This is a genomic window from Dactylosporangium vinaceum (assembly GCF_019904175.1).
Taxonomy (GTDB): Bacteria; Actinomycetota; Actinomycetes; order Mycobacteriales; family Micromonosporaceae; genus Dactylosporangium; species Dactylosporangium vinaceum.
On sequence record NZ_CP061913.1, the window covers coordinates 4796261 to 4816720 of the forward strand.

The 20460-nt window shown below is 73.3% G+C and carries 22 protein-coding genes; 15 read left to right on the forward strand and 7 right to left on the reverse strand.

The genetic code is table 11. The annotated features are described in order from the left end of the window. Positions 1-23 precede the first annotated feature (23 nt). Positions 24-1262 carry an RICIN domain-containing protein gene (locus Dvina_RS54350; protein ID WP_246656356.1) on the reverse strand — a complete coding sequence of 413 codons (1239 nt, stop codon included), beginning with the start codon at positions 1260-1262 and terminating at the stop codon, positions 24-26. A gap of 104 nt (positions 1263-1366) precedes the next feature. Further along, positions 1367-2683, reverse strand: a complete 1317-nt coding sequence (locus Dvina_RS21380; protein WP_223104230.1) for an aminotransferase-like domain-containing protein — start codon at positions 2681-2683, stop codon at positions 1367-1369. 58 nt (positions 2684-2741) lie between these two features. Between Dvina_RS21380 and Dvina_RS21385 the strand changes: the two genes are divergently transcribed. Then, positions 2742-3518 (forward strand): enoyl-CoA hydratase-related protein, encoded by a 777-nt coding sequence (locus Dvina_RS21385; RefSeq protein ID WP_223104231.1) that lies wholly within the window; start codon positions 2742-2744, stop codon positions 3516-3518. Positions 3519-3775: 257 nt separating this feature from the next. Here the strand turns inward: Dvina_RS21385 and Dvina_RS21390 are convergent, their stop codons facing one another. The 3 genes from Dvina_RS21390 to Dvina_RS21400 all read right to left on the reverse strand — a co-directional run bounded on the left by Dvina_RS21390 (position 3776) and on the right by Dvina_RS21400 (position 6667). Next, a complete protein-coding gene (locus tag Dvina_RS21390; RefSeq protein WP_223104232.1) occupies positions 3776-4672 on the reverse strand; it encodes an aminoglycoside phosphotransferase family protein in 897 nt (298 codons plus the stop codon). Between the two features lie 104 nt (positions 4673-4776). Next, positions 4777-5541, reverse strand: a complete 765-nt coding sequence (locus Dvina_RS21395) for an SDR family oxidoreductase (protein WP_223104233.1) — start codon at positions 5539-5541, stop codon at positions 4777-4779. Then, the gene (locus tag Dvina_RS21400; RefSeq protein WP_223104234.1) at positions 5516-6667 is read right to left on the reverse strand and encodes an acetyl-CoA C-acetyltransferase; all 1152 of its coding nucleotides are present in this window, start codon (positions 6665-6667) and stop codon (positions 5516-5518) included. Before Dvina_RS21400 ends, Dvina_RS21395 begins: the two co-directional genes overlap by 26 nt. 46 nt (positions 6668-6713) lie before the next feature. Here Dvina_RS21400 and Dvina_RS21405 point away from each other — a divergent pair, with 46 nt between their 5' ends. The 4 genes from Dvina_RS21405 to Dvina_RS21420 are packed head-to-tail and all read left to right on the forward strand — an operon-like array spanning position 6714 to position 10947. Next, a complete protein-coding gene (locus Dvina_RS21405; protein ID WP_223104235.1) occupies positions 6714-8213 on the forward strand; it encodes a FadD3 family acyl-CoA ligase in 1500 nt (499 codons plus the stop codon). Between the two features lie 2 nt (positions 8214-8215). Beyond that, on the forward strand, positions 8216-8875 hold the full coding sequence (locus Dvina_RS21410; protein WP_223104236.1) for an SDR family NAD(P)-dependent oxidoreductase: 660 nt from the start codon (positions 8216-8218) through the stop codon (positions 8873-8875). A 15-nt stretch (positions 8876-8890) separates the two neighbouring features. After that, positions 8891-10081 (forward strand): acetyl-CoA C-acetyltransferase, encoded by a 1191-nt coding sequence (locus Dvina_RS21415; RefSeq protein WP_223104237.1) that lies wholly within the window; start codon positions 8891-8893, stop codon positions 10079-10081. Continuing rightward, positions 10078-10947: an SDR family NAD(P)-dependent oxidoreductase gene (locus Dvina_RS21420; protein ID WP_223104238.1), complete on the forward strand. Its 870-nt coding sequence runs from the start codon at positions 10078-10080 to the stop codon at positions 10945-10947. Before Dvina_RS21415 ends, Dvina_RS21420 begins: the two co-directional genes overlap by 4 nt. A 39-nt stretch (positions 10948-10986) precedes the next feature. On the opposite strand, the gene Dvina_RS21425 is transcribed toward Dvina_RS21420, so the two are convergent. Continuing rightward, positions 10987-11580: a hypothetical protein gene (locus Dvina_RS21425; RefSeq protein WP_223104239.1), complete on the reverse strand. Its 594-nt coding sequence runs from the start codon at positions 11578-11580 to the stop codon at positions 10987-10989. A gap of 155 nt (positions 11581-11735) precedes the next feature. Between Dvina_RS21425 and Dvina_RS21430 the strand changes: the two genes are divergently transcribed. Continuing rightward, positions 11736-12467 (forward strand): metal-dependent hydrolase, encoded by a 732-nt coding sequence (locus Dvina_RS21430; protein ID WP_223104240.1) that lies wholly within the window; start codon positions 11736-11738, stop codon positions 12465-12467. A 207-nt stretch (positions 12468-12674) separates the two neighbouring features. Here the strand turns inward: Dvina_RS21430 and Dvina_RS21435 are convergent, their stop codons facing one another. After that, on the reverse strand, positions 12675-13262 hold the full coding sequence (locus Dvina_RS21435) for a TetR/AcrR family transcriptional regulator (RefSeq protein WP_223104241.1): 588 nt from the start codon (positions 13260-13262) through the stop codon (positions 12675-12677). A 153-nt stretch (positions 13263-13415) separates the two neighbouring features. Between Dvina_RS21435 and Dvina_RS21440 the strand changes: the two genes are divergently transcribed. The 9 genes from Dvina_RS21440 (at position 13416) to Dvina_RS21480 (ending at position 20457) form a co-directional block, all read left to right on the forward strand. Further along, a complete protein-coding gene (locus Dvina_RS21440) occupies positions 13416-14246 on the forward strand; it encodes a CoA transferase subunit A (RefSeq protein ID WP_223104242.1) in 831 nt (276 codons plus the stop codon). An 8-nt stretch (positions 14247-14254) separates the two neighbouring features. Next, positions 14255-15007 (forward strand): CoA-transferase subunit beta, encoded by a 753-nt coding sequence (locus Dvina_RS21445; protein ID WP_223105637.1) that lies wholly within the window; start codon positions 14255-14257, stop codon positions 15005-15007. 160 nt (positions 15008-15167) lie between these two features. Next, on the forward strand, positions 15168-16151 hold the full coding sequence (locus Dvina_RS21450; protein ID WP_246656569.1) for an NAD(P)H-dependent flavin oxidoreductase: 984 nt from the start codon (positions 15168-15170) through the stop codon (positions 16149-16151). Positions 16152-16156: 5 nt separating this feature from the next. Then, entirely contained in the window at positions 16157-16981 is an 825-nt protein-coding gene (locus Dvina_RS21455) for a transferase hexapeptide repeat family protein (protein WP_223104243.1), read from the forward strand. 5 nt (positions 16982-16986) lie between these two features. Further along, complete coding sequence (locus Dvina_RS21460) at positions 16987-17739, forward strand: SDR family oxidoreductase (RefSeq protein ID WP_223104244.1); 753 nt, start codon at positions 16987-16989, stop codon at positions 17737-17739. Positions 17740-17760: 21 nt separating this feature from the next. After that, positions 17761-18186 (forward strand): FAS1-like dehydratase domain-containing protein, encoded by a 426-nt coding sequence (locus tag Dvina_RS21465; protein WP_223104245.1) that lies wholly within the window; start codon positions 17761-17763, stop codon positions 18184-18186. Then, complete coding sequence (locus Dvina_RS21470; RefSeq protein ID WP_223104246.1) at positions 18183-18575, forward strand: MaoC/PaaZ C-terminal domain-containing protein; 393 nt, start codon at positions 18183-18185, stop codon at positions 18573-18575. The genes Dvina_RS21465 and Dvina_RS21470 overlap by 4 nt, the downstream gene beginning before the upstream one ends. After that, on the forward strand, positions 18572-19306 hold the full coding sequence (locus tag Dvina_RS21475) for an enoyl-CoA hydratase family protein (protein WP_223104247.1): 735 nt from the start codon (positions 18572-18574) through the stop codon (positions 19304-19306). Before Dvina_RS21470 ends, Dvina_RS21475 begins: the two co-directional genes overlap by 4 nt. Beyond that, positions 19303-20457, forward strand: a complete 1155-nt coding sequence (locus Dvina_RS21480) for an acyl-CoA dehydrogenase family protein (RefSeq protein ID WP_223104248.1) — start codon at positions 19303-19305, stop codon at positions 20455-20457. The genes Dvina_RS21475 and Dvina_RS21480 overlap by 4 nt, the downstream gene beginning before the upstream one ends. Positions 20458-20460 lie beyond the last annotated feature (3 nt).

Here is a 20460-nt window from a genome sequence, read left to right on the forward strand (position 1 = left end):
GACGACAATACGCGCCTTGGGGGTCAGATCGGGGGTGCGCGGAAGTATTGCGCGGCGGCGCCGGTGAACGTGCGCGCGTCGACGTTGCCGGCGTTGTCGAGGTCGAGGTAGAGCCCGCTCGCGGCGTTGCGCAGCACCGCGGGCGCGATCAGGTTGAACCCGCTCCCCGGCTGCCACAGCTGCCCGCCGGTCTGGGCGCACCACCACTGGTACAGGGGGTGACCGGCGTTCTGATCGGTGGTCAGGCACAGGCCGCTGCCGGCGTTGACGATCTGGTAGAACTCGCCGACCGGTTCGAACCGCCAGGTCTCGCCGGCGTCTCCGGTCGGCGCCCCGGCCACGATCCGGGCCCCGGCGACTGTCGACGAGCCGGCCACCTGCACCGTCAGCGCCGGGCTCTTCGCCGCGGTCAGCCGCGTCGCGAACCGGATCGGGGTGAGGGTCACGGCGGCCGGGGCATCGTCACCCGCCCGGGCGTAGACGGTGCCGGGAGGGCCGGAGCTCGATCCGCCACCGCCGCCGGCGGCGTACAGGTCGGCCGCCGAGCCCGAGCCCACGCTGTATCCGCCACCGCCACCACCGCCGCCCCAGTACGTGCCGTTCCGGCCGTTCCGGTCGTATTGCCCGCCCGGGTCGGCCGAGCCGCCGGGGGCGACCACGTCCGGGTGGCGGACGCTGAATCCGGCCTGCCCGACAGGTGTCCCACCGGCGCCGCCCGCGCCGTCCGCGCCCGCACCGCCGCCGCCCCCGGCGACGAGCAGCGACTGGCGGTGCCGGCTCGAGTCGCCGCAGGTGCTGATCGGGCACAGCTGCAGGCCGGACGCCCCGCCGCCGCCCGCGCCGCTGAGCGGGGGTACGGGCAGACCCGGTATGGTGTCGCCCTTCCACTCGGCCAATCCGCCGGTGCCGCCGCCGTTGAACCCGCCGGCGCCGATGGCGGCGTGCCCGCCGTAGGGGACGGTATTGCCACCGGCGCCGCCGACCTCCACATAGAGCGCGAGCCCCGGCATGACGACGACGTCGCCTTCCGCCCGGGCCCCCACGCCACCGGGAGACATGGCGCTGCCACCCCGGGCCCCCACCGCGGCGACGTGCAGCGCGTAGACCCCGTCCGGCACGGTGAAGAGGTGCTCGCCGGCCGCGGTGAACTGCACGGGCCCGGGGTCCGGCCGGGGCGCGTCGTCCGCGTGGGCCGGTGCCGCCGCGAGCAGGCCGGCGGCGCCCGCCAGCGCCGCCGCCACCCGGCCGATTGCCCGGATCATGATCGTCTCCTCGTCGCTCGTCGATGCCTGCCTACACCGTGCGGCTAAGACGGTCCGGGCGGATACGGCGATCGCCCTATCTGTGCGCTCAGATGGCGTGGGCGTCAGGGCGCGATGGTGTCGAGGGCGGCGCGGAGGCGGTGCAGGATCGCGCCGAGCTCGTCGAGGGGCGGGTTCGCCAGGGCCAGGCGCAGGGCGTGCGGGCGGTAGGGGCCGGTGGCGAACGCGTCGGCGGTGGAGACGAGGATGCCCTCGCCGGCCAGGAGCGCGGCCGCGTGATCCATGCGCTGGTGCGGTTGCAGGTGCAGCCACACGGTGTAGGCGCCGGGGTGCGCGATCGTGTCCAGGCCGTGCAGGGCCGTGCGCGCGATGCGCTGCCGCGCCGCCGCGTCCGCGCGCCGGGTCTGCTCCAGCCGGGTCACGGTGCCGTCGCTCAGCCAGCCGGTGGCCAGGGCGGTGACCAGGGGCGGGCTGCCCCACGTGGTGGTCCGCAGCCGCCGGATCGCCGCCGCCGTGTGGGCGTCCGGCAGCACCGCGAAGCCGAAGCGCAGCCCGGCGGCCACGTTCTTGGACAGGCCGGCCACGTAGCAGGTGCGCTCGGGGGCGAGGGCCTGCAGCGGTGGCGGGGCCGACGGCTCGAGGAAGGCGTAGGTGCCGTCCTCCACGATCAGGCAGTCACGGGCCCGCGCGAACTCGACGATCCGGGCGCGTTCGCGCCGGCCGAGCACCCAGCCGAGCGGATTGTGCACTGTCGGGATGGCATAGACGGCGCGAACGGGCGTCCGGCGGGGCAGCGCGCCGAGGTCCGGGCCGGCGGCGGTCACCGGGATCGGGGCCAGGCGCAGGCCGTGCGCGGCGGCGAGCAGCCGGATGCCCGGGTAGGTGAGCGCGTCGACGGCCAGGACGTCGCCGGGCCTGGTCACGGCGCCGAGCACCGTGTCCAGGGCCGCCTGCGTCCCGCCGGTCAGCAGCACGTTCGCCGGCGCCGTGTCGACGCCCCGGCCGAGCAGGTAGCGGGCCACCGCGGCCCGGTCGCCGCGACGGCCGCCGGGCGGCTCCTGGTGCAGCAGGGTCTCGATGTCCCCGGCGGCCGCGAGCCCGCGCAGCGCCCGCCGCAGTTCGCCGGCCTGCTGCGCGGCGAGGGGCTGGTTGAACGACAGGTCGGCGACCCGCGGGACCGGCAGGGCCCGGGACGGCTCCGGGCCGTCGTACCCGGCGGGCTCGCGGACGTAGGTGCCGCGCCCCGGCTCGCCGACGGTCAGGCCGAGCCGGGCCAGCTCGGCGTACACGCGGGTCGCCGTGCCGACCGCGATCCCACGCTCCCGGGCCAGGTCGCGGTGGGTCGGCAGGCGCGTGCCGGGCGGCACCTGCCCCGAGCGGATCGACGCGGCGAGCTCGGCCGCGACCTGCTGGTACGACATCGCCGTCCTTAGGACAATCGTTGGATTGTCACACCGTAGCGCACCTACCGTGAGCGGCATGATCGTCGAACTGCACGACCGGGTCGCCACGCTCACGATCGACCGCGAGGAGAAGCTCAACGCGCTCGACTATCCGGCGATCGACGCGCTGCTCGAGGCCCTGGACCGGATCGCGACCGACGGGACCGTCCGGGCCGTCATCCTGACCGGGGCCGGGCGCCGGGCGTTCAGCGCGGGCGCCAACATCCCGTCCCTGGCGGGGAGCATCGGCCTGGGCACCGAGCGGGCGCTGCACGACGTCGTCCGCCGGGGACAGGCGCTGACGCGCAGGATCGAGGAGTACCCGAAACCGGTGATCGTGGCGGTGAACGGCCTGGCCTACGGGGCGGGCTGCGAGATCACCGAGGCGGCGCCCCTGGCCATCGCGGCCGACCACGCCACGTTCGCCAAGCCCGAGATCGCGCTCGGCTTCCCGCCGCCGTTCGGCGGCACGCAGCGCCTGCCCCGCCACATCGGGCGCAAACGCGCGCTGGAGCTCATCCTGACCGGCGACCCGATCCCGGCCGCCCGCGCCGCCGAGCTCGGCCTGGTCAATGCCGTCGTCCCGGCCGGCGAGCTGCTGCCGGCCGCGCGTGACCTGGCCGGCCGGGTGATCCGGCACGCCCCGACCGCGGTGGCCGCCTGCCTGCGCGCGGTCACCCGCGGCATCAACCTGCCGATCGACGAGGGGCTCGCGGTCGAGGCCGCCGCGTTCGCGGCCACCGTCGACTCCGCGGGTGTGCGGACCGGGCTGCGCCGCTTCCTCGACGCCCACCCGGGCGACGAGCAGCGTTAGAGCGCCGCAGCTTCTCGAGCCGCCCGCGGCCGGGCAGTGCGATGCCGCTCAGGTCGACGATCGGCTCCACGGTGCTGCCGTCGGCCTTGTGCTCCGTGCCGCACGCCTTGCGGTCGGCCCGGGCCGCGGTCGCCAGCGCGGCGCCCGGCGAGTAGTCGGGGTCAGCTTCTTGCCGTTGCAGCCGGTGATGGCGTTCTTGGCCGTCTCGCGATCGCTGATGAGCGGGAAGTCAACTGGTGCTCACGGCGCCCCGGCGCTCAGCGGTCTCTGCGCGCCGAGCGCCGGGCGATGTTCGCCCGGAGGCTGTCGAGGAGCCCGGCCAGGTCCTTCGTGTGGCCGACCGACGTGTACCAGGTCCACAGCTCGACCGCGTGATACAGCCGGTACAGCTCGATCCGCTCGGCGCCGCGCGGCGGCAGCGGGCCGTAGCCGTCGAGCAGCGCGGCCCGCTTCGCCGGGGACTCGCGCGTGTCGAACTGCAGGGTCTTGGCCAGGTCGAGCATCGGGTCGGCGGCGATCGCGTTCTCGACGTCGACGAACCCGGTGACGGCGCCGCTGTCGTCGACCAGGACGTTGCCCTCGTGCAGGTCGGCGTGGCACAGGACGGCGCCGGAGCAGGTGGCGAAGGTCGGCGCGGCCGCGGCGGCGATGCGCTCGACGGCGTCGTGGATGTCGGCCGGGCCGCCGGCCGCGCGGAAGTTGTCCAGGTGCCCGGCGAATCGCCGCCGCATGAACTCCGCGTTGCCGGGCACCGGGTCGACGATCCCGGTCTCCAGTTCGCCGTACGCGGGCAGCCGGACCCGGTGCAGCTCGGCCAGGAACGCGCCCATGCGCCGGTAGGCGGCCAGGACGGTGCCGGGCTCCGATTCGCGCTCCCACAGCGGCCGGCCCGGCAGGAGCGTGAGCACCGTCATCGCCCGCTCGTAGTCGGCCCGCACCACCCGCGGGACGGCGCTCACCGCTGTCGCCAGGCGGTAGACGTACACCTCCTTGGCCTGTTGTCGTCGCCACTCGGCGGCGTACTGCTTGACGATCAGCGGCTCGGCGCCGGCCCGGCGGACCTCCCACACGGTGCTCATCGAGCCGCCGGTGCGCGGCAGGACCGCGGTGACGACCGAGCCCTCGGGCAGCACGGCGGACAGCGCCGGCGTCACCGCACACCCCAGCGGTCCAGGAGCCCGCCAGCGGCGAGGACGTCGGCCGCGGGTGCGGCGAGGTCCGGATCGGTACCCGTCACCGCGCCAGGATAGGCCGCGCGCTACCGGTCCGGGCGCGCCGTGTCGGAGTAGCGGGGCAGCTGGCCGCCGCCGTCGACGAGCAGCGAGGCGCCGGTGACGTAGCCGGCGAGGGGCGAGGTGAACAGCAGCACCGCATCGGCGATGTCGTCTGGTGTCGCCATTCTTCCGAGGGGTACCGTCGCGGCGACCGCGGCGAGCGCGTCCTCGTCACCGTAGTGCGCGGTGTTGTCGTCGGTGCGCACCACGCCCGCGGTCACCGTGTTGACCCGCACCTTCGGCGCCCACTCCAGCGCGAGCGCGCGGGTGAGGACCTCGAGGCCGCCTTTCGCCGCCGCGTAGGCCGCGGTCCCCGGGGCCGGTCGCAGCGCCGACACGCTGCCGATGTTCACGATCAGCCCGCCGGTGTCCTGGGCCTGCATGACCGCGTTGGCGGCCTGGGCGACGAAGAACGGCGCCAGGAGGTTGAGCCGCACGACGGCCGTGACCAGGTTCGGCGAGGCGGTCGCGGCCGGGACGGGAGGGCCGCCGCCGGCGTTGTTCACCGCCAGGTCGAGCCGGCCGAACCCGTCGGCCGCGGCCGCCACCAGCGCGGCGGCCTGCTCAGGCTCGCGGACGTCGGCGCGGTGGAACGCGACGCCCGCGGGCAGGTCGCCGGGGTCGTGACGGCCGCAGGTGAGGACCCGGTAGCCGGCCGCGGCCAGCCGGGCCGCGATCGTCCGGCCGATGCCGCGGGTCCCGCCGGTGACGACCGCGGCCGGGCTAGAGGCGCTCGATGATCGTGACATTGGCCGTCCCCCCGCCCTCGCACATGGTCTGCAGACCGTACCGGCCGCCGCTCGCCTCCAGTTCGTGCAGCATCGTGGTCATCAGCCGCGCGCCTGTCGCACCGAGCGGGTGGCCGAGCGCGACGGCGCCGCCGAGGGGGTTGACCCGGGCCGGGTCCGCGCCGGTCTCGCGCTGCCAGGCGAGCACCACGGGGACGAACGCCTCATTGATCTCGACCACGTCGATGTCGTCGATTGCCAGTCCGGTTCTGCGCAGTGCGTGCTCGGTTGCCGGAATCGGTCCGGTCAGCATGTACACCGGGTCGTCGGCGCGGACGCTCAAGTGAGCGATTCGTGCACGGACGTGCAGTCCGTGCTCGCGCACTGCCCGCTCGGACGCGACGAGCAGCGCGGCCGCGCCGTCCGAGATCTGGCTCGCGAGGGCCGCGGTGACGACGCCGCCGGGCTTGAGCGTCGGCAGCCCGGCCATTTTCTGCAGGGTCGTGTCGCGCCGCGGGCCCTCGTCGGCCGCCACGCCGGCGATCGGCTCGATCTCGCGCGCGAACCGTCCACCGTCGATCGCGGCGGCCGCGCGGCGGTGGCTTTCCAGCGCGTACACCTCCATCTCCTCGCGGGTCAGCGCCCACTCGGCGGCGATCAGCTCGGCCGCCCGGAACTGGCTGATCTCCTGCGTGCCGTAGCGCGCATGCCAGCCGGCCGAGCCGCGGAACGGGTCGTCGAAGCCGTACTGCTGCCCGGCGAGCATCGCGGCGGAGATGGGGATGGCGCTCATGTTCTGCACGCCGCCGGCGACGACCAGGTCGGCCGTGCCCGACATGACCGCCTGCGCGGCGAAGTGCACGGCCTGCTGCGAGGAGCCGCACTGCCTGTCGACAGTCACCCCGGGCACGTGCTCGGGCAGGCCGGCCGCCAGCCAGCTGGTGCGGGCGATGTTCCCGGCCTGCGGGCCGAGCGCGTCGACGCAGCCGAAGATCACGTCGTCGACCGCGCCGGGGTCCACGCCGCTGCGCGTGACGAGCGCGGTGAGCACGTGCGCGCCGAGGTCCGCGGGGTGGATCGCGGACAGCCCGCCGCCGCGCCGCCCGACCGGGGTACGCACCGCCTCGACCAGAAATGCCTCCGTCATGACTTGGACCTTACCAAGCGCTTGCTTGGTTGGTAAGGTGCCTCCCATGGAACCGTTGGACGCGCGGACCATCCCCGATCTGGTCCGGGCCGGCGCCGCGCACTACCGCCGGCGCGAAGCGGTCGTCGACGGCGACGTCCGCCTCACCTACGCCGACCTCGGCGCCGAGGTCGCCCGCTGCGCCGAGGCCCTCGCGGCCCGGGGCGTCGGCAAGGGCGACCGGGTCGCGCTGTGGGCCCCGAACGGCTGGCGCTGGATCGTCGCCGCCCTCGGCATCGTCTCAGCCGGCGGCGTCCTCGTGCCCCTGAACACGCGATACAAGGGGCCCGAGGCGGCGTACATCCTGGCCCGCAGCGGCGCCCGGCTGCTGCTCGTCGACGACGGCTTCCTCGGCAACCGCTACATCGCGTCGCTCGCCGCCGCGGCCGCCGAGACGCCGACCCCGGCGCTCACCGACATCGTCACCTTCGCCGAGTGGGACCGGTTCATGGCCGTCGGCAAGGGCGTGGACGCGGTCGTGTACCCGGACGACCTCGCCGACCTGTTCTTCACGAGCGGCACCACCGGCCGCCCGAAGGGCGCGATGCTCACCCATCACCAGAGCACCGAGCTGTACGTCACGTGGAGCGAACTCGCCCAGGTGCGCGAAGGCGACAGATACCTGCTCGTCAACCCCTGCTTCAACACCTTCGGCTACAAGGCCGGCGTCATCGCGTGCCTCCTGCGCGGCGCGACGATCGTGCCCCAGGCCGTCTTCGACGTGCCGACCACCCTGGACCTCGTGCAGCGCGAGCGGATCACGGTGCTGCCCGGACCCCCGACGTTGTACACGTCCATGCTCGACCATCCCGCCCGCGCGGCGTACGACCTGTCCAGCCTGCGGGTCGCCATCACCGGCGCGACAACTGTGCCCGTCGTGATGATCGAGCGGCTGCGGGCCGAGCTGCGCCTCGAAACCGTCCTCACCGCGTACGGCCTGACCGAGAGCTGCGGGACGGCCACCATGTGCCGCCCCGACGACGACCCGAAGACCGTCGCCACCACGTGCGGCGCCGCCGTGCCCGGCGTCGAGGTCCGCATCGACGAGACCTCCGGTGAGGTCCTCATCCGGGGTTACAACATCATGCGGGGGTACTTCGACGACGACGCGAGCACCGCCGACGCCGTCGACACCGAGGGCTGGCTGCACACGGGCGACGTCGGTGAGCTGGACGAGCGCGGCTACCTGCGCATCACCGACCGCCTGAAGGACATGTTCATCGTCGGCGGCTTCAACGCGTACCCGGCCGAGATCGAGCAGGTCCTCGCCCGGCACCCGTACGTGGCCGAGGTCGCCGTGATCGGCGTGCCCGACGCCCGGCTCGGCGAGGTCGCGCGCGCCTTCGTGGTACCGCGGCCGGGGTCGGTGTTCAGCTCTGACGACCTCGCCCGGTTCTGCCGGGAGCGGCTGGCCAACTTCAAGCTGCCCCGGTCGTTCGTGTTCCTCGACGCCCTGCCCCGCAACGCCAGCGGCAAGGTCCTCAAGACAACCCTGCGGAGCCGGTAGCCATGGATTCGGTAGTCGTCACCGGCGGCGCGAGCGGCATCGGCGCCGCCGTCGCCCGCCTCGCCGCACAGCAGGGCCTGCGCCCGATCGTCTGGGACCTCGCCGCGGTCGCCGACGGCTCCATCGTGGACGTGCGCGACCCGGCCGCGGTCGCCGCCGCCTTCGCCGCGGCCGGCCCGGTCCGCTACCTGGTCAACAACGCGGGCCCGGCCAGCGGCGGCCCGGCACTGCCCTTCGTGGACGGTCTCGCGTCCACCGCCGGCAGCGTCGAGCTGGTGACGTCGGCGTGGCTGGCCACCGGCCCGCCCGACGGGTCCGCGGTGGTGAACGTCGCCTCCGTCGCCGGCAACCTGGTCGGGACCGACTCCCCGTGGTACTCCGCGGGGAAGGCGGCGATCGCGGGGTACACCCGCCATCTCGCCACCCGGGCCGCCCCGCGCGTGCGGGCCAACGCCGTCGCCCCCGGCTTCATCGACACCCCGCGCATGGCCGGCTTCGCGGACACCGACCTCGGCCGGTCACTGATCGCCCGCAACCCGATGGGCCGGGCCGGTCGCCCCGAGGACGTCGCCGCCGCCGTCCTGTTCCTGCTTTCCCCAGCCGCCGCGTACATCAACGGCGTCCTGCTGCCCGTGGACGGGGGCTGGACCGTCTCCCAGTGAAAGGGGTGTTCCACTGTGGACGCCGTTATCGTCTCCGCCGTCCGCTCGCCGATCGGGCGGGCGTACAAGGGCTCGCTGCAGAGCGTGCGCGCCGACGACCTCGCCGCGCAGATCGTGACCGCGGCCCTGGCCAGGGTGCCCGCGCTCGATCCGGCCACGCTCGACGACCTGATGCTCGGCTGCGCCCAGCCGGCCGGGGAGCAGGGCTACAACCTCGGCCGCCAGGTCGCCGTGCACCTCGGCCTCGACACGGTCCCCGGCACCACCGTCAACCGCTACTGCGCCTCGTCGCTGCAGGCGATCCGGATGGCCTTCCACGCCATCAGGGCGGGAGAGGGCCACGCGTTCGTCGCCGCCGGCGCCGAGGTCGTCTCGCACTACCCCGCCGGCAAGGCCGACGGCATGCCCGGCACCCGCAACCCGCGCTGGCCCGAGCGCACCTCCACCCTGCCCTGGACCGACCCGCGCTCGACCGGCGAGCTGCCGGATGTGTATATGGCGATGGGCGAGACGGCCGAGAACGTCGCCTCGCTGTGCGGCATCAGCCGGGCCGAGCAGGACGAGTTCGCCGTGCGCAGCCAGAACAACGCCGAGAAGGCCCAGGCCGACGGCTTCTGGGACCTCGACATCACCCCGGTCACCCTCCCCGGCGGCACCGTCGTGTCCCGCGACGACGGCCCCCGCGCGGGTGTGACCCTGGAGAAGGTGAGCACGCTGCAGCCGGTCTTCCGCGCCGACGGTACCGTCACCGCCGGCAACTGCTGCCCGCTGAACGACGGCGCCGCCGCCCTGGTCGTCATGAGCTCGGCCCGCGCCCGGGAGCTGGGCCTCACGCCGCTGGCCCGGATCGTGGCCACCGGCGTCTCCGCGCTCAGCCCCGAGATCATGGGCCTGGGTCCGGTGGAGGCGACCCGGCGCGCACTGGCGAACGCCCGGATGAGCATCGACGACATCGACCTGATCGAGATCAACGAGGCGTTCGCCGCCCAGGTCATCCCGTCCTACCGGCAGATGGGCGCCGACCCGGACCGCGTGAACGTCCACGGCGGCGCGATCGCCGTCGGCCACCCGTTCGGCATGACGGGCGCGCGCATCGCCACGACGCTGCTCAACGGCCTGTCGTTCCGCGACAAGCAGCTCGGCCTGGAGACGATGTGCACCGCCGGCGGCCAGGGGATGGCGATGATCGTGGAGCGCCTGTCGTGAGCGGCGGCCACCTGAGCGGCAAGGCGATAGTCGTCACGGGCGCCGGTCAGGGCCTGGGCGCGGCATACGCCCGGCTGGCCGCCGCCGAGGGGGCGTCGGTGATCGTGAACGACGTCGACGAGAGCCTGGCCGCGTCGGTCGCCGGCCAGATCCGAGCGGCGGGCGGCACGGCGGAGACCGCGGTCGGCTCGGTCGCGGACTGGCAGCGCGCAGGGTCGCTCATCCAAACGTGCATCGACGCCTTCGCAACGATCGACGGCCTGGTCAACAACGCCGGCATCTTCCGCCTGGCGCACCCGCTCGACCAGGACCCGGACGAGTTCCGCGCAGTCGTCGAGGTGAACGTCCTGGGCACCGCGTACTGCGGCCTGCACGCCATGCGCGCGATGCTCGAACGCGGCACCGGCTCGATCGTGAACGTCACGTCCGGTTCCCACGCCGGCTCGGCCGCGATGGGCGCGTACGGCGCGAGCAAGGGCGCCGTCGCCTCGCTCACCTACTGCTGGGCCGCCGACCTGGCCGGCACCGGTGTGCGCGTGAACGCGGTGTCCCCGAACGCGCACACGCGCATGGCCGACACGTACGAGGCATACCTGGGCGCCGCCGCGCAGGGCCAGAACGTGCACAAACCGGCATCCCAGAACGCCCCGGCGGTCGTCTACCTGCTCTCGGACGCGTCAGCCGACCTGCACGGCCAGATCGTCCGCATCGACGGCGACGAGCTGTCCATGATCGCCCACCCCACCGTCCAGGGCGACGGCGCCCGCAACCCCGCCTGGACCGTCTCCTCGGTGGCAGCGGCGTTCGCGGCGGGCCAGGTCGGTCCCCTGAGCGCGGTCGGCCTCCGCCGGACGCCGCTCGGCTGACGGCGGGCCTGGGGCCGCTCTGCGCCGGACGCCGCTCGGCTAACCGTGGGGCCGGGGATCGGCCGGCTCCACCGGAATGATGCCGCGCGGATCGATCGCGGCCCGCAGCTCGAACAGGGCGTCGTGCACCAGCGGGGCGCCCTCGTGCTGCTCGAACAGGACGACCAGACCGGCGTTGAACAGCTCGGCGAGCTCGACCGCCGACGGGGTCGGGGCGGTGTGCAGGATCTCCCGCACGGTCGCCGCCCAGAACGCCGGGCGCTGCCGCGGTGGATACGACGCCATCAGGGCCTCCGCGACCGCCGGCAGGTCCGGACCGGGCGCCCGGCCGCCGACGCCGGCGGTGTTGGCGGCCCGGGCCCTGGTGGCGGCGCCGGCAATGGCTGTGGTGTCGGCGGCGCCGGCCGTCGCGGTGGCGTCAGGGGCGCCGGCAAGGGCAGCGGGGCCGGTGGCGATGGCCGGACCGGCGGTGGCGGTAGTGGTCGGGTCAGCGGTGGTCATGGTGTGAAAGGTGCAGAGCAGTGCGGCGGCCCGGCGCGGCGACGGGCGCAGTTCCCGGCGGGCCGCCGCGTACACGCCGGCTGGGCCGGCCTCGTCGAGGTCGGTGACCTCGCGGGGCGGGTCGGCGGTCACGCGCCTGTCGCGGCTGTGGCCATCGCCGCACTCTAGCGCCGGCGCCGGCCGGGGGAGGCGGATCGGCTCGGCTGGGCGGGTCGACTTCGCTGGGCCGGACGGGCTGTTTGCGCGGATCGATCACTCTTGAGTGCGTGATGGGATCCTCACATGCCGTGTCGGGCGCCGCGGGCTGGTTGGCCGGGTGTGCGGTGCTGGCCGCGGCCGGGCACCCGGTCGCCGTACCCGTGATCATCGTCGGTGCGGTGGTGGCGGCCGGGTCGGCGCTGGTGCCGGACTGCGACCACCCCAGTTCGTCCGTTGCCCATACGTTCGGGCCGGTGAGCAAGTGGGCGTGCCGGCGGATCGGACGTATGTGCGCAGTGCTGCATGCGCGAACGCGCACGGCGCTTGACGTGCGCGATCTGGACGGCCATCGCACGCTGACGCACACCGTGCTGTTCGCGCTTGTCACGGGAGGGCTGATCGCGCTGGGCGGCCTGCTCGGCGGGCTGGTGTTCGCGGGCGTCGTGATGTTCGCGACGACCGGGCTCGCGGTGCGGGCACTGTGGCCGCGGCGGAAGCGGGGGGCGCTGGGGGCCACCCTGGCCGGGGTGCTCGCGGCGGCGGCGCTGCTCACGTTCGCGCCGACCGGCGGCTGGTGGTGGCTCGGCGTGCCTGTCGCATTCGGGTGTCTGGCGCACATCGGCGGCGACATGCTCACGAACACCGGGGTCCCGGCGCTGTTCCCGCTGATGCTGCGCGGGCGGCGGTGGCGGCGGCTGCGGGCGCCGCGGCCGTTGCGGTTCGGGACCGGGGGGCGGGCCGAGCACCTGGTGCGGTGGCTAATGCTGGCCGCGGGCGGTGTCGCGGCCGGGTGGTTGCTGCAGGTCGCGGCGCAGATGTGACAGGTGCAGGCGGCGGGTGCGGGCGGTGAGCTGGGCGTACTTGAGCGCCCAGTACGCTGCGCCGGCCGCCAGGAACAGCGCGACAAGCGCCATCGGCGAGGACGTTCGGCGGCGTCGGGCGCACGTGCGGTACCCGGAAGACAAGCCAGCTGAGCAGCGGGATGTTGAGCAGTTCCAGCACGGCCAGGCGGCGGGTCCGGGCCCGCATCAGCGGCGGGACAGGCCGTCCAGGAACAGCGACGTGCAGTCCTCGGCCAGGCGGGTGATCGGGTACTCCTTCGTCGGCTTGAACCAGCGCACCGACAGCCACACCGCGTCACGCATGAGCCGGTACAGGATCTTCGGGTCGAGGTCGGAGCGGATGACGCCCTGCGCGATGCCGGCCTCGATCACCTGGAGCCAGGCCGACTGGACCTCCTTGCCGGCGTTGCGCAGGTACCCGAAACGCTCAATTTGCGTCAGGTAGTTGACGTCGTTCTGGTAGATCTCGGTGGCGTGCGGGTGCGCCTCGACCACCTCGAGCGAGGCGACGATCAGATCGTGCAGCCTCGTGCGCGGATCGGTGTCCGCGGCGAGCACCCGCTTGTAGCGGGTGCGCAGATCCTCCAGGTAGGAGGTGACGATCTCGTCGACCATCGCCTCCTTCGACTCGAAGTGGTGATACAGGCTGCCGGACAGGATGCCCACCTCGTCGGCGATCTCACGCACCGTGGTCGCCGCCACGCCCTTGTTGGCGAACAGCGCCGCGGCGGACGCGAGGATTCGCTCGCGCCGCTCTCCAGACTCCCGCGCCATGCCGTGTCCTTTACAGAGAAGAGTGTGTATCCCGCCGACTCCAGCACGGAGTGTACCGATCCCGCGAGAAAACGAGTGTAGCGTAATCAAGCAAGCGCTTGGTACGGTCGTGGGGCAAGTCAGCCTGCGGGAGTAAGGCGGCCAAACACAGCGATGGCGAACAAGCAGATGTCCCCTGACGAGGTCGTGGCGCAGTTACGCTCCGGCATGACCATCGGGATCGGCGGCTGGGGGTCGCGGCGCAAGCCCATGGCCCTGGTCCGGGCGATCCTGCGCTCGGACCTCACCGACCTCACCGTTGTCACGTACGGCGGGCCCGACGTCGGCCTCCTGCTGGCCGCGAAGAAGGTCAGGCACCTGATCTACGGGTTCGTGTCGCTCGACTCGATTCCGCTCGAACCGCACTTCCGTGCGGCGCGCCAGGCGGGCGCGGTCGAGGTGAGCGAGTACGACGAGGGCATGCTGCAACTGGGGCTCTACGCGGCCGCCTGCCGGCTGCCGTTCCTGCCCACCCGGGTCGGGCTCGGCTCCGACGTGCTCACGGTGAACCCGGCGCTGCGCACGGTGCTGTCGCCGTACGGCGGCGAGGAGCTGCTCGCCGTGCCCGCACTGCACCTCGATGCGGCACTCGTGCATCTGAATCGCGCAGATGTGCACGGAAACGCGCAGTACCTGGGCACCGACCCGTACTTCGACGACCTGTACTGCAAGGCGGCCGAGCGCGCGTACGTGTCCGTCGAGCGCATCGTGCCGACCGCCGAGCTGACCGCGAACGCGCCCGTGCAGAGCCTGCTGCTGCAGCGGTGGATGGTGCACGGCGTGGTCGAGGCCCCCGGCGGCGCCCACTTCACCTCGTGTGATCCCGATTACGGTCGCGACGAGGCGTTCCAGCGCGAATACGTGGAGGCCGCCGGCGACCCGCAGCGCTGGCCCGCCTTCTACGAGCGCTACCTCAGCGACGACCAGGCGAAGGTGCAGGCATGACGTCCGTGATGAGCCCGGTCACCCGGGCCGAGATCTGCGTCGTGGCGTGCGCCGAGGCGTGGCGGGGCGACGGCGAGATCCTGGCCAGCCCGACCGGGACGGTGCCGAGCATCGCGGCCCGCCTGGCCCGCGCGACGTTCGCCTCCGAACTGCTCCTCTCCGACGGCGAGGCGCTGCTGGCCCGCGGCACCTGGGCGCTCGGCGAACGACCGGCCGAGGTCGAGGGCTGGATCCCGTTCCGGGCCGTGTTCGACCTGCTCTACACCGGACACCGGCACGTGATGATGATGCCGAGCCAGATCGACAGGTACGGCAACGCGAACATCTCGGCGATCGGCGACTTCGCCCGCCCGACCCGCCAGCTGCTCGGCGTCCGCGGCGCGCCCGGCAACACGGTGAGCCACCCGACGAGCTACTGGGTGCCGAAGCACGGCCCGCGCGCGTTCGTGGCCGCGGTCGACATGGTCAGCGGCGTCGGCTACGACCGGGTCGCCGCGCTGCCGGCCGCCGCGAGGTTCCACGAGCTGCGCCGCGTGGTGAGCAACCTCGGCGTCTTCGACTTCGACACCGAGGACCACCGCATGCGCATCGTCTCGGTACACCCCGGGGTGACCGTCGCGGAGGTCCAGGCCGCGACGGCATTTGCTTTGGTGGTACCGCCAGAGGTCCCGCAAACCCGCCGCCCGACCGACGAGGAGCTGGCGCTCATCCGCGACGTCATCGACCCGAACAGCTCCCGGGACCGGGAGGTGCGAGCGTGAGCGGTAGTGCACGAAGCGACATGGCCGCGTGCACGAGTTGCACGACGGCTGAGCCGGCGCCGGTGCCGATGTGTGCGGAGGTGTGGGCGTGACGCCGGCCGCCCTGCACACACCGATCTGCGACCTGTTCGGGGTGCGGTATCCGATCGTGCAGACCGGCATGGGATGGGTGTCCGACGCCAGGCTCACCGCGGCGACCGCGAACGCCGGCGGCCTCGGCATCCTGGCCAGTGCCACGCTCTCGTACGACGAACTCGTCACCGCCATCGCCGAGGTCCGCGCACTCACGGACAGGCCGTTCGGCGTGAACCTGCGCGCGGACGCACCGGACGCCGCCCGGCGGGCCGATCTGCTCATCCGTGAGCAGGTCCGGGTCGCCTCGTTCGCGCTCGCGCCGAAGCCGGAGCTCATCGAGAAGCTCAAGGCGGCCGGCGTCGTCGTGGTCCCCTCCGTCGGGGCGCGCCGGCACGCCGAGAAGGTCGCGGCCTGGGGGGCCGACGCCGTGGTCGTGCAGGGCGGCGAGGGCGGCGGCCACACCGGCCCGGTCCCGATCTCCCTGCTGCTCCCGCAGGTCGTCGACGCCGTGGACATCCCGGTCATCGCGGCCGGCGGCTACCACGACGGCCGCGGCCTGGTCGCCGCGCTCGCCTACGGCGCCGCCGGTATCGCCATGGGCACCCGCTTCCTGCTCACCACCGACAGCCCGATCGCCGAGGACGTCAAACGCCGCTACCTGGCCGCGTCCGTGACCGACACCGTCGTCACCGACGCCCTCGACGGCGTGCCGCAGCGCGTGTTGCGCACCGGCTTCGTCGATGCGCTCGCGAAACCGTCGGTTCCGGGGCGTCGGTTTGCGCGCGCACTGTCCAGTGCGCGCGCGTTTCGCAAACTGTCCGGCCGTTCGTGGGCGTCGCTGCTGCGCGAGGGCCGGGCGATGCGCGGGCACGGGCTGCGCTACGACCAGGTCCTGCTCGCCGCGAACACGCCGATGCTCATCCGCAACGCGATGGTCGACGGCCGCCCCGACACGGGGGTGATGGCCAGCGGACAGGTGGCCGGGCTGATCGAGGACCTGCCCAGCTGCGCGGAGCTGATCGAGCGCATCATGGCCGAGGCCGAGGCCGCGTTGAAACGGCTGACCTGATGCCCGTGTACTCGTTCGAAGGCGTCATCCCGGTCGTCCACCCGCGCGCATTCGTGCATCCGACGGCCGTCCTGATCGGCGACGTGCACGTGCGTGCAGCGTGCTATGTCGGACCGTTTGCGAGTCTGCGCGGAGACTTCGGCCGTATCGTCATGCTGGAGGGTTCGAATCTGCAGGACTCCTGCACGTTCCACACCTTTCCCGGCACGGAGGCGATCCTCGGCCGGGACGGGCACGTCGGGCACGGCGCGATCCTGCACGGCTGCCGCATCGGCGACGGTGCGCTCATCGGCATGAACGCTGTCGTCATGGACGGTGCCGAGGTGGGCGCCGGGGCGTTCGTCGGCGCGCACGCCTTCGTCAGAGCCGGCTTCGTGGTGCCGCCACGGACGCTCGCGGCCGGATCGCCCGCCCGGGTCGTGCGTGACCTGACCGCGCAGGAGCTCGCCTGGAAGGCCAACGGCACGAGGGTGTACCACGAGTTGACCGTCCGCAGCCGCGAAACGATGCGCGAGTGCGCACCGCTGCCCGAGATCGAGCCGGACCGCCCGGCGCTGACCACCGGCGCCGAGACCTCGGTGCCGCTGGACGTCGCCCGAGCCGGACGGCCGGCCGGCTCTGCGGCGTCCGGCAGTTCGGACTCAGCTGGGTCCGGCAGTTCGGAGCCGCGCGCGCTGGCCGATGGTGCGGCATCACCCGCGTCGGCGGACCGTGCGGCGTTGCCCGTGCCCGTGGACGGCTTGGCATCGGCGGGGCCGCGGGCCGGCGGGCCGGTGATCGGGACCCGTTCGGCTGGGTCTGGTGAGCCAAGCAAGCGCTTGGTAGAGTGACCGCCATGGTGGAGAAACCCCCTGCTCACGGGCTGCTTGCCGGTCGTACGGTGCTCGTCACCGCGGCGGCCGGGACCGGGATCGGGTTCGCGACCGCGCAGCGCTGCATCGAGGAGGGCGCGACAGTCGCCGTCAGCGATCGGCACGAACGGCGGCTCGCCGAGGCGGCCGAGAAGCTGGGAGCGTTCCCGGTGCCGTGCGACGTCACCGACGAGGCCCAGGTGCAGCGACTGTTCGACACGGTCGCCGAACAGCTGGGCGGGATCGACGTGCTCGTCAACAATGCGGGTCTCGGGGGGACCGCGAGCATCGTCGACATGACCGACGAGCAGTGGTCGGCCGTGCTCGATGTGACGCTCACGGGCACGTTCCGGTGCACGCGCGCGGCGCTGCGGCACATGATGCCGCGCGGGCGTGGGGTCATCGTGAACAACGCCTCGGTCATCGGCTGGCGGGCGCAGGAGGGGCAGGCGCACTACGCCGCGGCCAAGGCGGGTGTCATGGCGCTCACCCGGGTCTCCGCGGTCGAGGCGGCCAAGGCCGGCGTCCGGGTCAATGCGGTCGCGCCGAGCCTGGCCATGCACCCGCACCTGGCCAAGGTCACCACCGAGGAGCTGCTGGCCGAGCTGGCCCGGCGGGAGGCGTTCGGGCGGCCGGCCGAGCCGTGGGAGATCGCGAACGTGATCGTGTTCCTGGCCAGCGACTACAGCACGTACATGACCGGCGAGGTCGTCTCGGTCAGCAGTCAGCATCCGTAGGACCGGCCGGGAGGTTCACGCATGGTCGACGACAGCGCCGCCGGCATCACCGGCGAGCCGTTCACCCTCGATGTCGAGCGCGGCAAGATCCGCGAGTTCGCCCGGGCCACGCACTCCGCGAACCCGGACTACCTGGAGGCGCCGCGGCCGGTGATCCCGCCGACGTTCCTCACCACCGCCTTCTTCTGGCAGCTGGGCAAGGCCGACCCGTGGATCGACGTGGCGATGGACCAGCACAAGGGCCTGCACGCCGAGCAGGAGTACGTGTTCCACGGGCCGCCGCCGCGGGCCGGGGACCGGCTCACCGGCCTGTCGCGGATCGAGTCCGTGACCCGCAAGGAGGGGCGCTCGGGGCCGCTCACGTTTGCCGTGATGGTGACCGAGTTCCGCGACGACACCGGCCGGCTGGTCGCCACCTCCAGGCTCACGGGGGTCGAGACCGCATGACCGCGTTCGTCGTCGGGCCGCTGACGCGGACGGATCTGGTCAGGTACCAGGGAGCGTCCGGGGACTTTCAACCGATCCACCACGATGAGGGCTTCGCGCGCGAGGCCGGGCTGCCGGCGCCGCTGTCGCTCGGCATGCTGCAGGCCGGGTTCCTGGCCACCTGGGCGACCGACCGGTTCGGCGCGGACAACGTTCGTGCATTCCGTGTGCGGTTCGCCGCGCGCGTCTTTCCCGGCGACACGCTCACCTGCGACGGCACGGTCACCGGGACGCGCACGAACGAACACGGCGAACAGGTGCAGGACGTCGAGATGACGTGCACGAAACAGGACGGCACGGTCGCGGTGCACGGCTGGGCGACCTTCGCGACTGCGGATGGGGAGACATGATCGGTTCCACTGTGGACGAGCACGGCGTCGCCGAGATCGTCATGGACAACCCGCCCGTGAACGCGCTGCCGGTCAAGGGCTGGTTCGACCTGGCCGCGGCCCTCGACGCGGCCGGCGCCGACCCGGCCGTGCGGGCCGTGGTGCTGCGGGCCGAGGGGCGCGGGTTCAACGCCGGCGTCGACATCAAGGAGCTGCTGGCGGCGCGCGACCACAGTGCGCTCGTCGGCGTGAACCGGGGCTGTGCGGCCGCGTTCACCGCCGTGTACGACTGCCCGGTGCCCGTCATCGTCGCCGTGCAGGGGTTCTGCCTCGGCGGCGGGATCGGGCTGTGCGGCAACGCCGACATCATCGTCGCCAGCGGCGACGCGACATTCGGGCTGCCGGAGGTCGACCGGGGTGCGCTCGGCGCCGCGACCCACCTGTCCCGGCTCGTGCCCCAGCACAAGATGCGCGCGATGATGTACACGTCCGCGACCGCGACAGCCGCCGAGCTGCACGCGTTCGGCTCGGTCCTGCGGGTCGTGCCGCGCGCCGAGCTGCGCGCAGCCGCGTTCACGGTCGCGCACGACATCGCCCGTAAGGACCCGAACGTCATCCGGGCCGCGAAGGAGTCGCTCAACGGCATCGACCCGTGGGACCCCAAGCGCAGCTACCGCTACGAGCAGGGCTTCACCTTCGAGCTCAACCTCACCGGCGTCGCCGACAAGGTCCGCGACGAGTTCGGCCGATGAGCGCCGACCCGGCCGGAATCGACCTGACCGACACGCCCACGGAGGCGGCGTTCCGGGCCGAGGCGCGCGACTGGCTGCGGGCCAGCGTGCCGGCCGAGCCGCTGCCGTCCGGCGACACCCGCGACGGCTTCGCCGCCCACCTCGAGTGGGAGCGGCGGCTGTTCGACGCACGGTGGGCGGTCGTGTCGTGGCCGGAGGCGTACGGCGGGCGCGACGCGTCGCTGTGGGAGTGGCTGATCTTCGAGGAGGAGTACTACGCGGCCGGAGCGCCGCAGCGGGTCACCCAGAACGGGATCTTCCTGCTCGCGCCGACGCTGTTCGAGTTCGGCACCGACGAGCAGCGCGACACGCTGCTGCCGCGGATGGCGGCCGCGCAGGACCTGTGGTGTCAGGGCTGGTCCGAGCCCGGCGCCGGCAGCGACCTGGCCGGGATCGCCAGCCGGGCGGTGGCGGTGGACGGCGGGTGGCGGCTGTCCGGACAGAAGACGTGGACGACCCGGGGCGCGTTCAGCACGCACCTGTTCGGGCTGTTCCGCACGGACCCGGACGCGCCGCGGCACCGGGGGCTTACCTACTTCCTCGTGCCGCTGTCCGCCGACGGCGTGACCGTGCGCGGGTTCGGGCGCCTCGACGGCGACGAGGGGTTCGCGGAGGTCTTCTTCGACGACGTGTTCGTCCCGGACTCGGCCGTGCTGGGCGGCGTCCACCAGGGATGGAACGTGGCCATGGCGACCACCGGCTCCGAGCGCGGGCTCACCCTGCGCTCGCCGGGCCGGTTCCTGCACGCCGCTGAGCGACTGATCGCTCTGGCGGTCGCACGCAAGGACCGGCTGCGGCCGGCGACGCGTGAGCGAGTTGTGCGCGCCTGGCTGCGCGCACGCGCATATCGACACTTCACGCTGCACCAGGTGACCGGGCTGATCGAAGGGCGACCGCCGGGTGCGCGTTCGAGCCTGAACAAACTGTACTGGTCGCAGCTGGACATCGACCTGCACGAGGTCGCGCTCGAACTGCTCGGCGCGGACGCGCTGCTCGACGGGGCGTGGACGAAGGGATACCAGTTCTCGCTGTCCGGGCCCATCTACGCCGGGACGAACGAGATCCAGCGCAACATCGTGGCCGAGCGCGTGCTCGGGCTGCCGCGGGCCTAGGGG

What these genes read in the sequence shown, in the direction of transcription:
- Dvina_RS21465 (WP_223104245.1), top strand. Translation starts at nt 17,761, where the DNA reads ATGGTCGACGACAGCGCCGCCGGCATCACCGGCGAGCCGTTCACCCTC.
- Dvina_RS21450 (WP_246656569.1), top strand. Translation starts at nt 15,168, where the DNA reads ATGGGATGGGTGTCCGACGCCAGGCTCACCGCGGCGACCGCGAACGCC.
- Dvina_RS21380 (WP_223104230.1), bottom strand. Translation starts at nt 2,683, where the DNA reads ATGTCGTACCAGCAGGTCGCGGCCGAGCTCGCCGCGTCGATCCGCTCG.
- Dvina_RS21445 (WP_223105637.1), top strand. Translation starts at nt 14,255, where the DNA reads ATGAGCCCGGTCACCCGGGCCGAGATCTGCGTCGTGGCGTGCGCCGAG.
- Dvina_RS21400 (WP_223104234.1), bottom strand. Translation starts at nt 6,667, where the DNA reads ATGACGGAGGCATTTCTGGTCGAGGCGGTGCGTACCCCGGTCGGGCGG.
- Dvina_RS54350 (WP_246656356.1), bottom strand. Translation starts at nt 1,262, where the DNA reads ATGATCCGGGCAATCGGCCGGGTGGCGGCGGCGCTGGCGGGCGCCGCC.
- Dvina_RS21475 (WP_223104247.1), top strand. Translation starts at nt 18,572, where the DNA reads ATGATCGGTTCCACTGTGGACGAGCACGGCGTCGCCGAGATCGTCATG.
- Dvina_RS21470 (WP_223104246.1), top strand. Translation starts at nt 18,183, where the DNA reads ATGACCGCGTTCGTCGTCGGGCCGCTGACGCGGACGGATCTGGTCAGG.
- Dvina_RS21460 (WP_223104244.1), top strand. Translation starts at nt 16,987, where the DNA reads ATGGTGGAGAAACCCCCTGCTCACGGGCTGCTTGCCGGTCGTACGGTG.
- Dvina_RS21435 (WP_223104241.1), bottom strand. Translation starts at nt 13,262, where the DNA reads ATGGCGCGGGAGTCTGGAGAGCGGCGCGAGCGAATCCTCGCGTCCGCC.
- Dvina_RS21480 (WP_223104248.1), top strand. Translation starts at nt 19,303, where the DNA reads ATGAGCGCCGACCCGGCCGGAATCGACCTGACCGACACGCCCACGGAG.
- Dvina_RS21440 (WP_223104242.1), top strand. Translation starts at nt 13,416, where the DNA reads ATGGCGAACAAGCAGATGTCCCCTGACGAGGTCGTGGCGCAGTTACGC.
- Dvina_RS21395 (WP_223104233.1), bottom strand. Translation starts at nt 5,541, where the DNA reads ATGTCACGATCATCGAGCGCCTCTAGCCCGGCCGCGGTCGTCACCGGC.
- Dvina_RS21385 (WP_223104231.1), top strand. Translation starts at nt 2,742, where the DNA reads ATGATCGTCGAACTGCACGACCGGGTCGCCACGCTCACGATCGACCGC.
- Dvina_RS21410 (WP_223104236.1), top strand. Translation starts at nt 8,216, where the DNA reads ATGGATTCGGTAGTCGTCACCGGCGGCGCGAGCGGCATCGGCGCCGCC.
- Dvina_RS21405 (WP_223104235.1), top strand. Translation starts at nt 6,714, where the DNA reads ATGGAACCGTTGGACGCGCGGACCATCCCCGATCTGGTCCGGGCCGGC.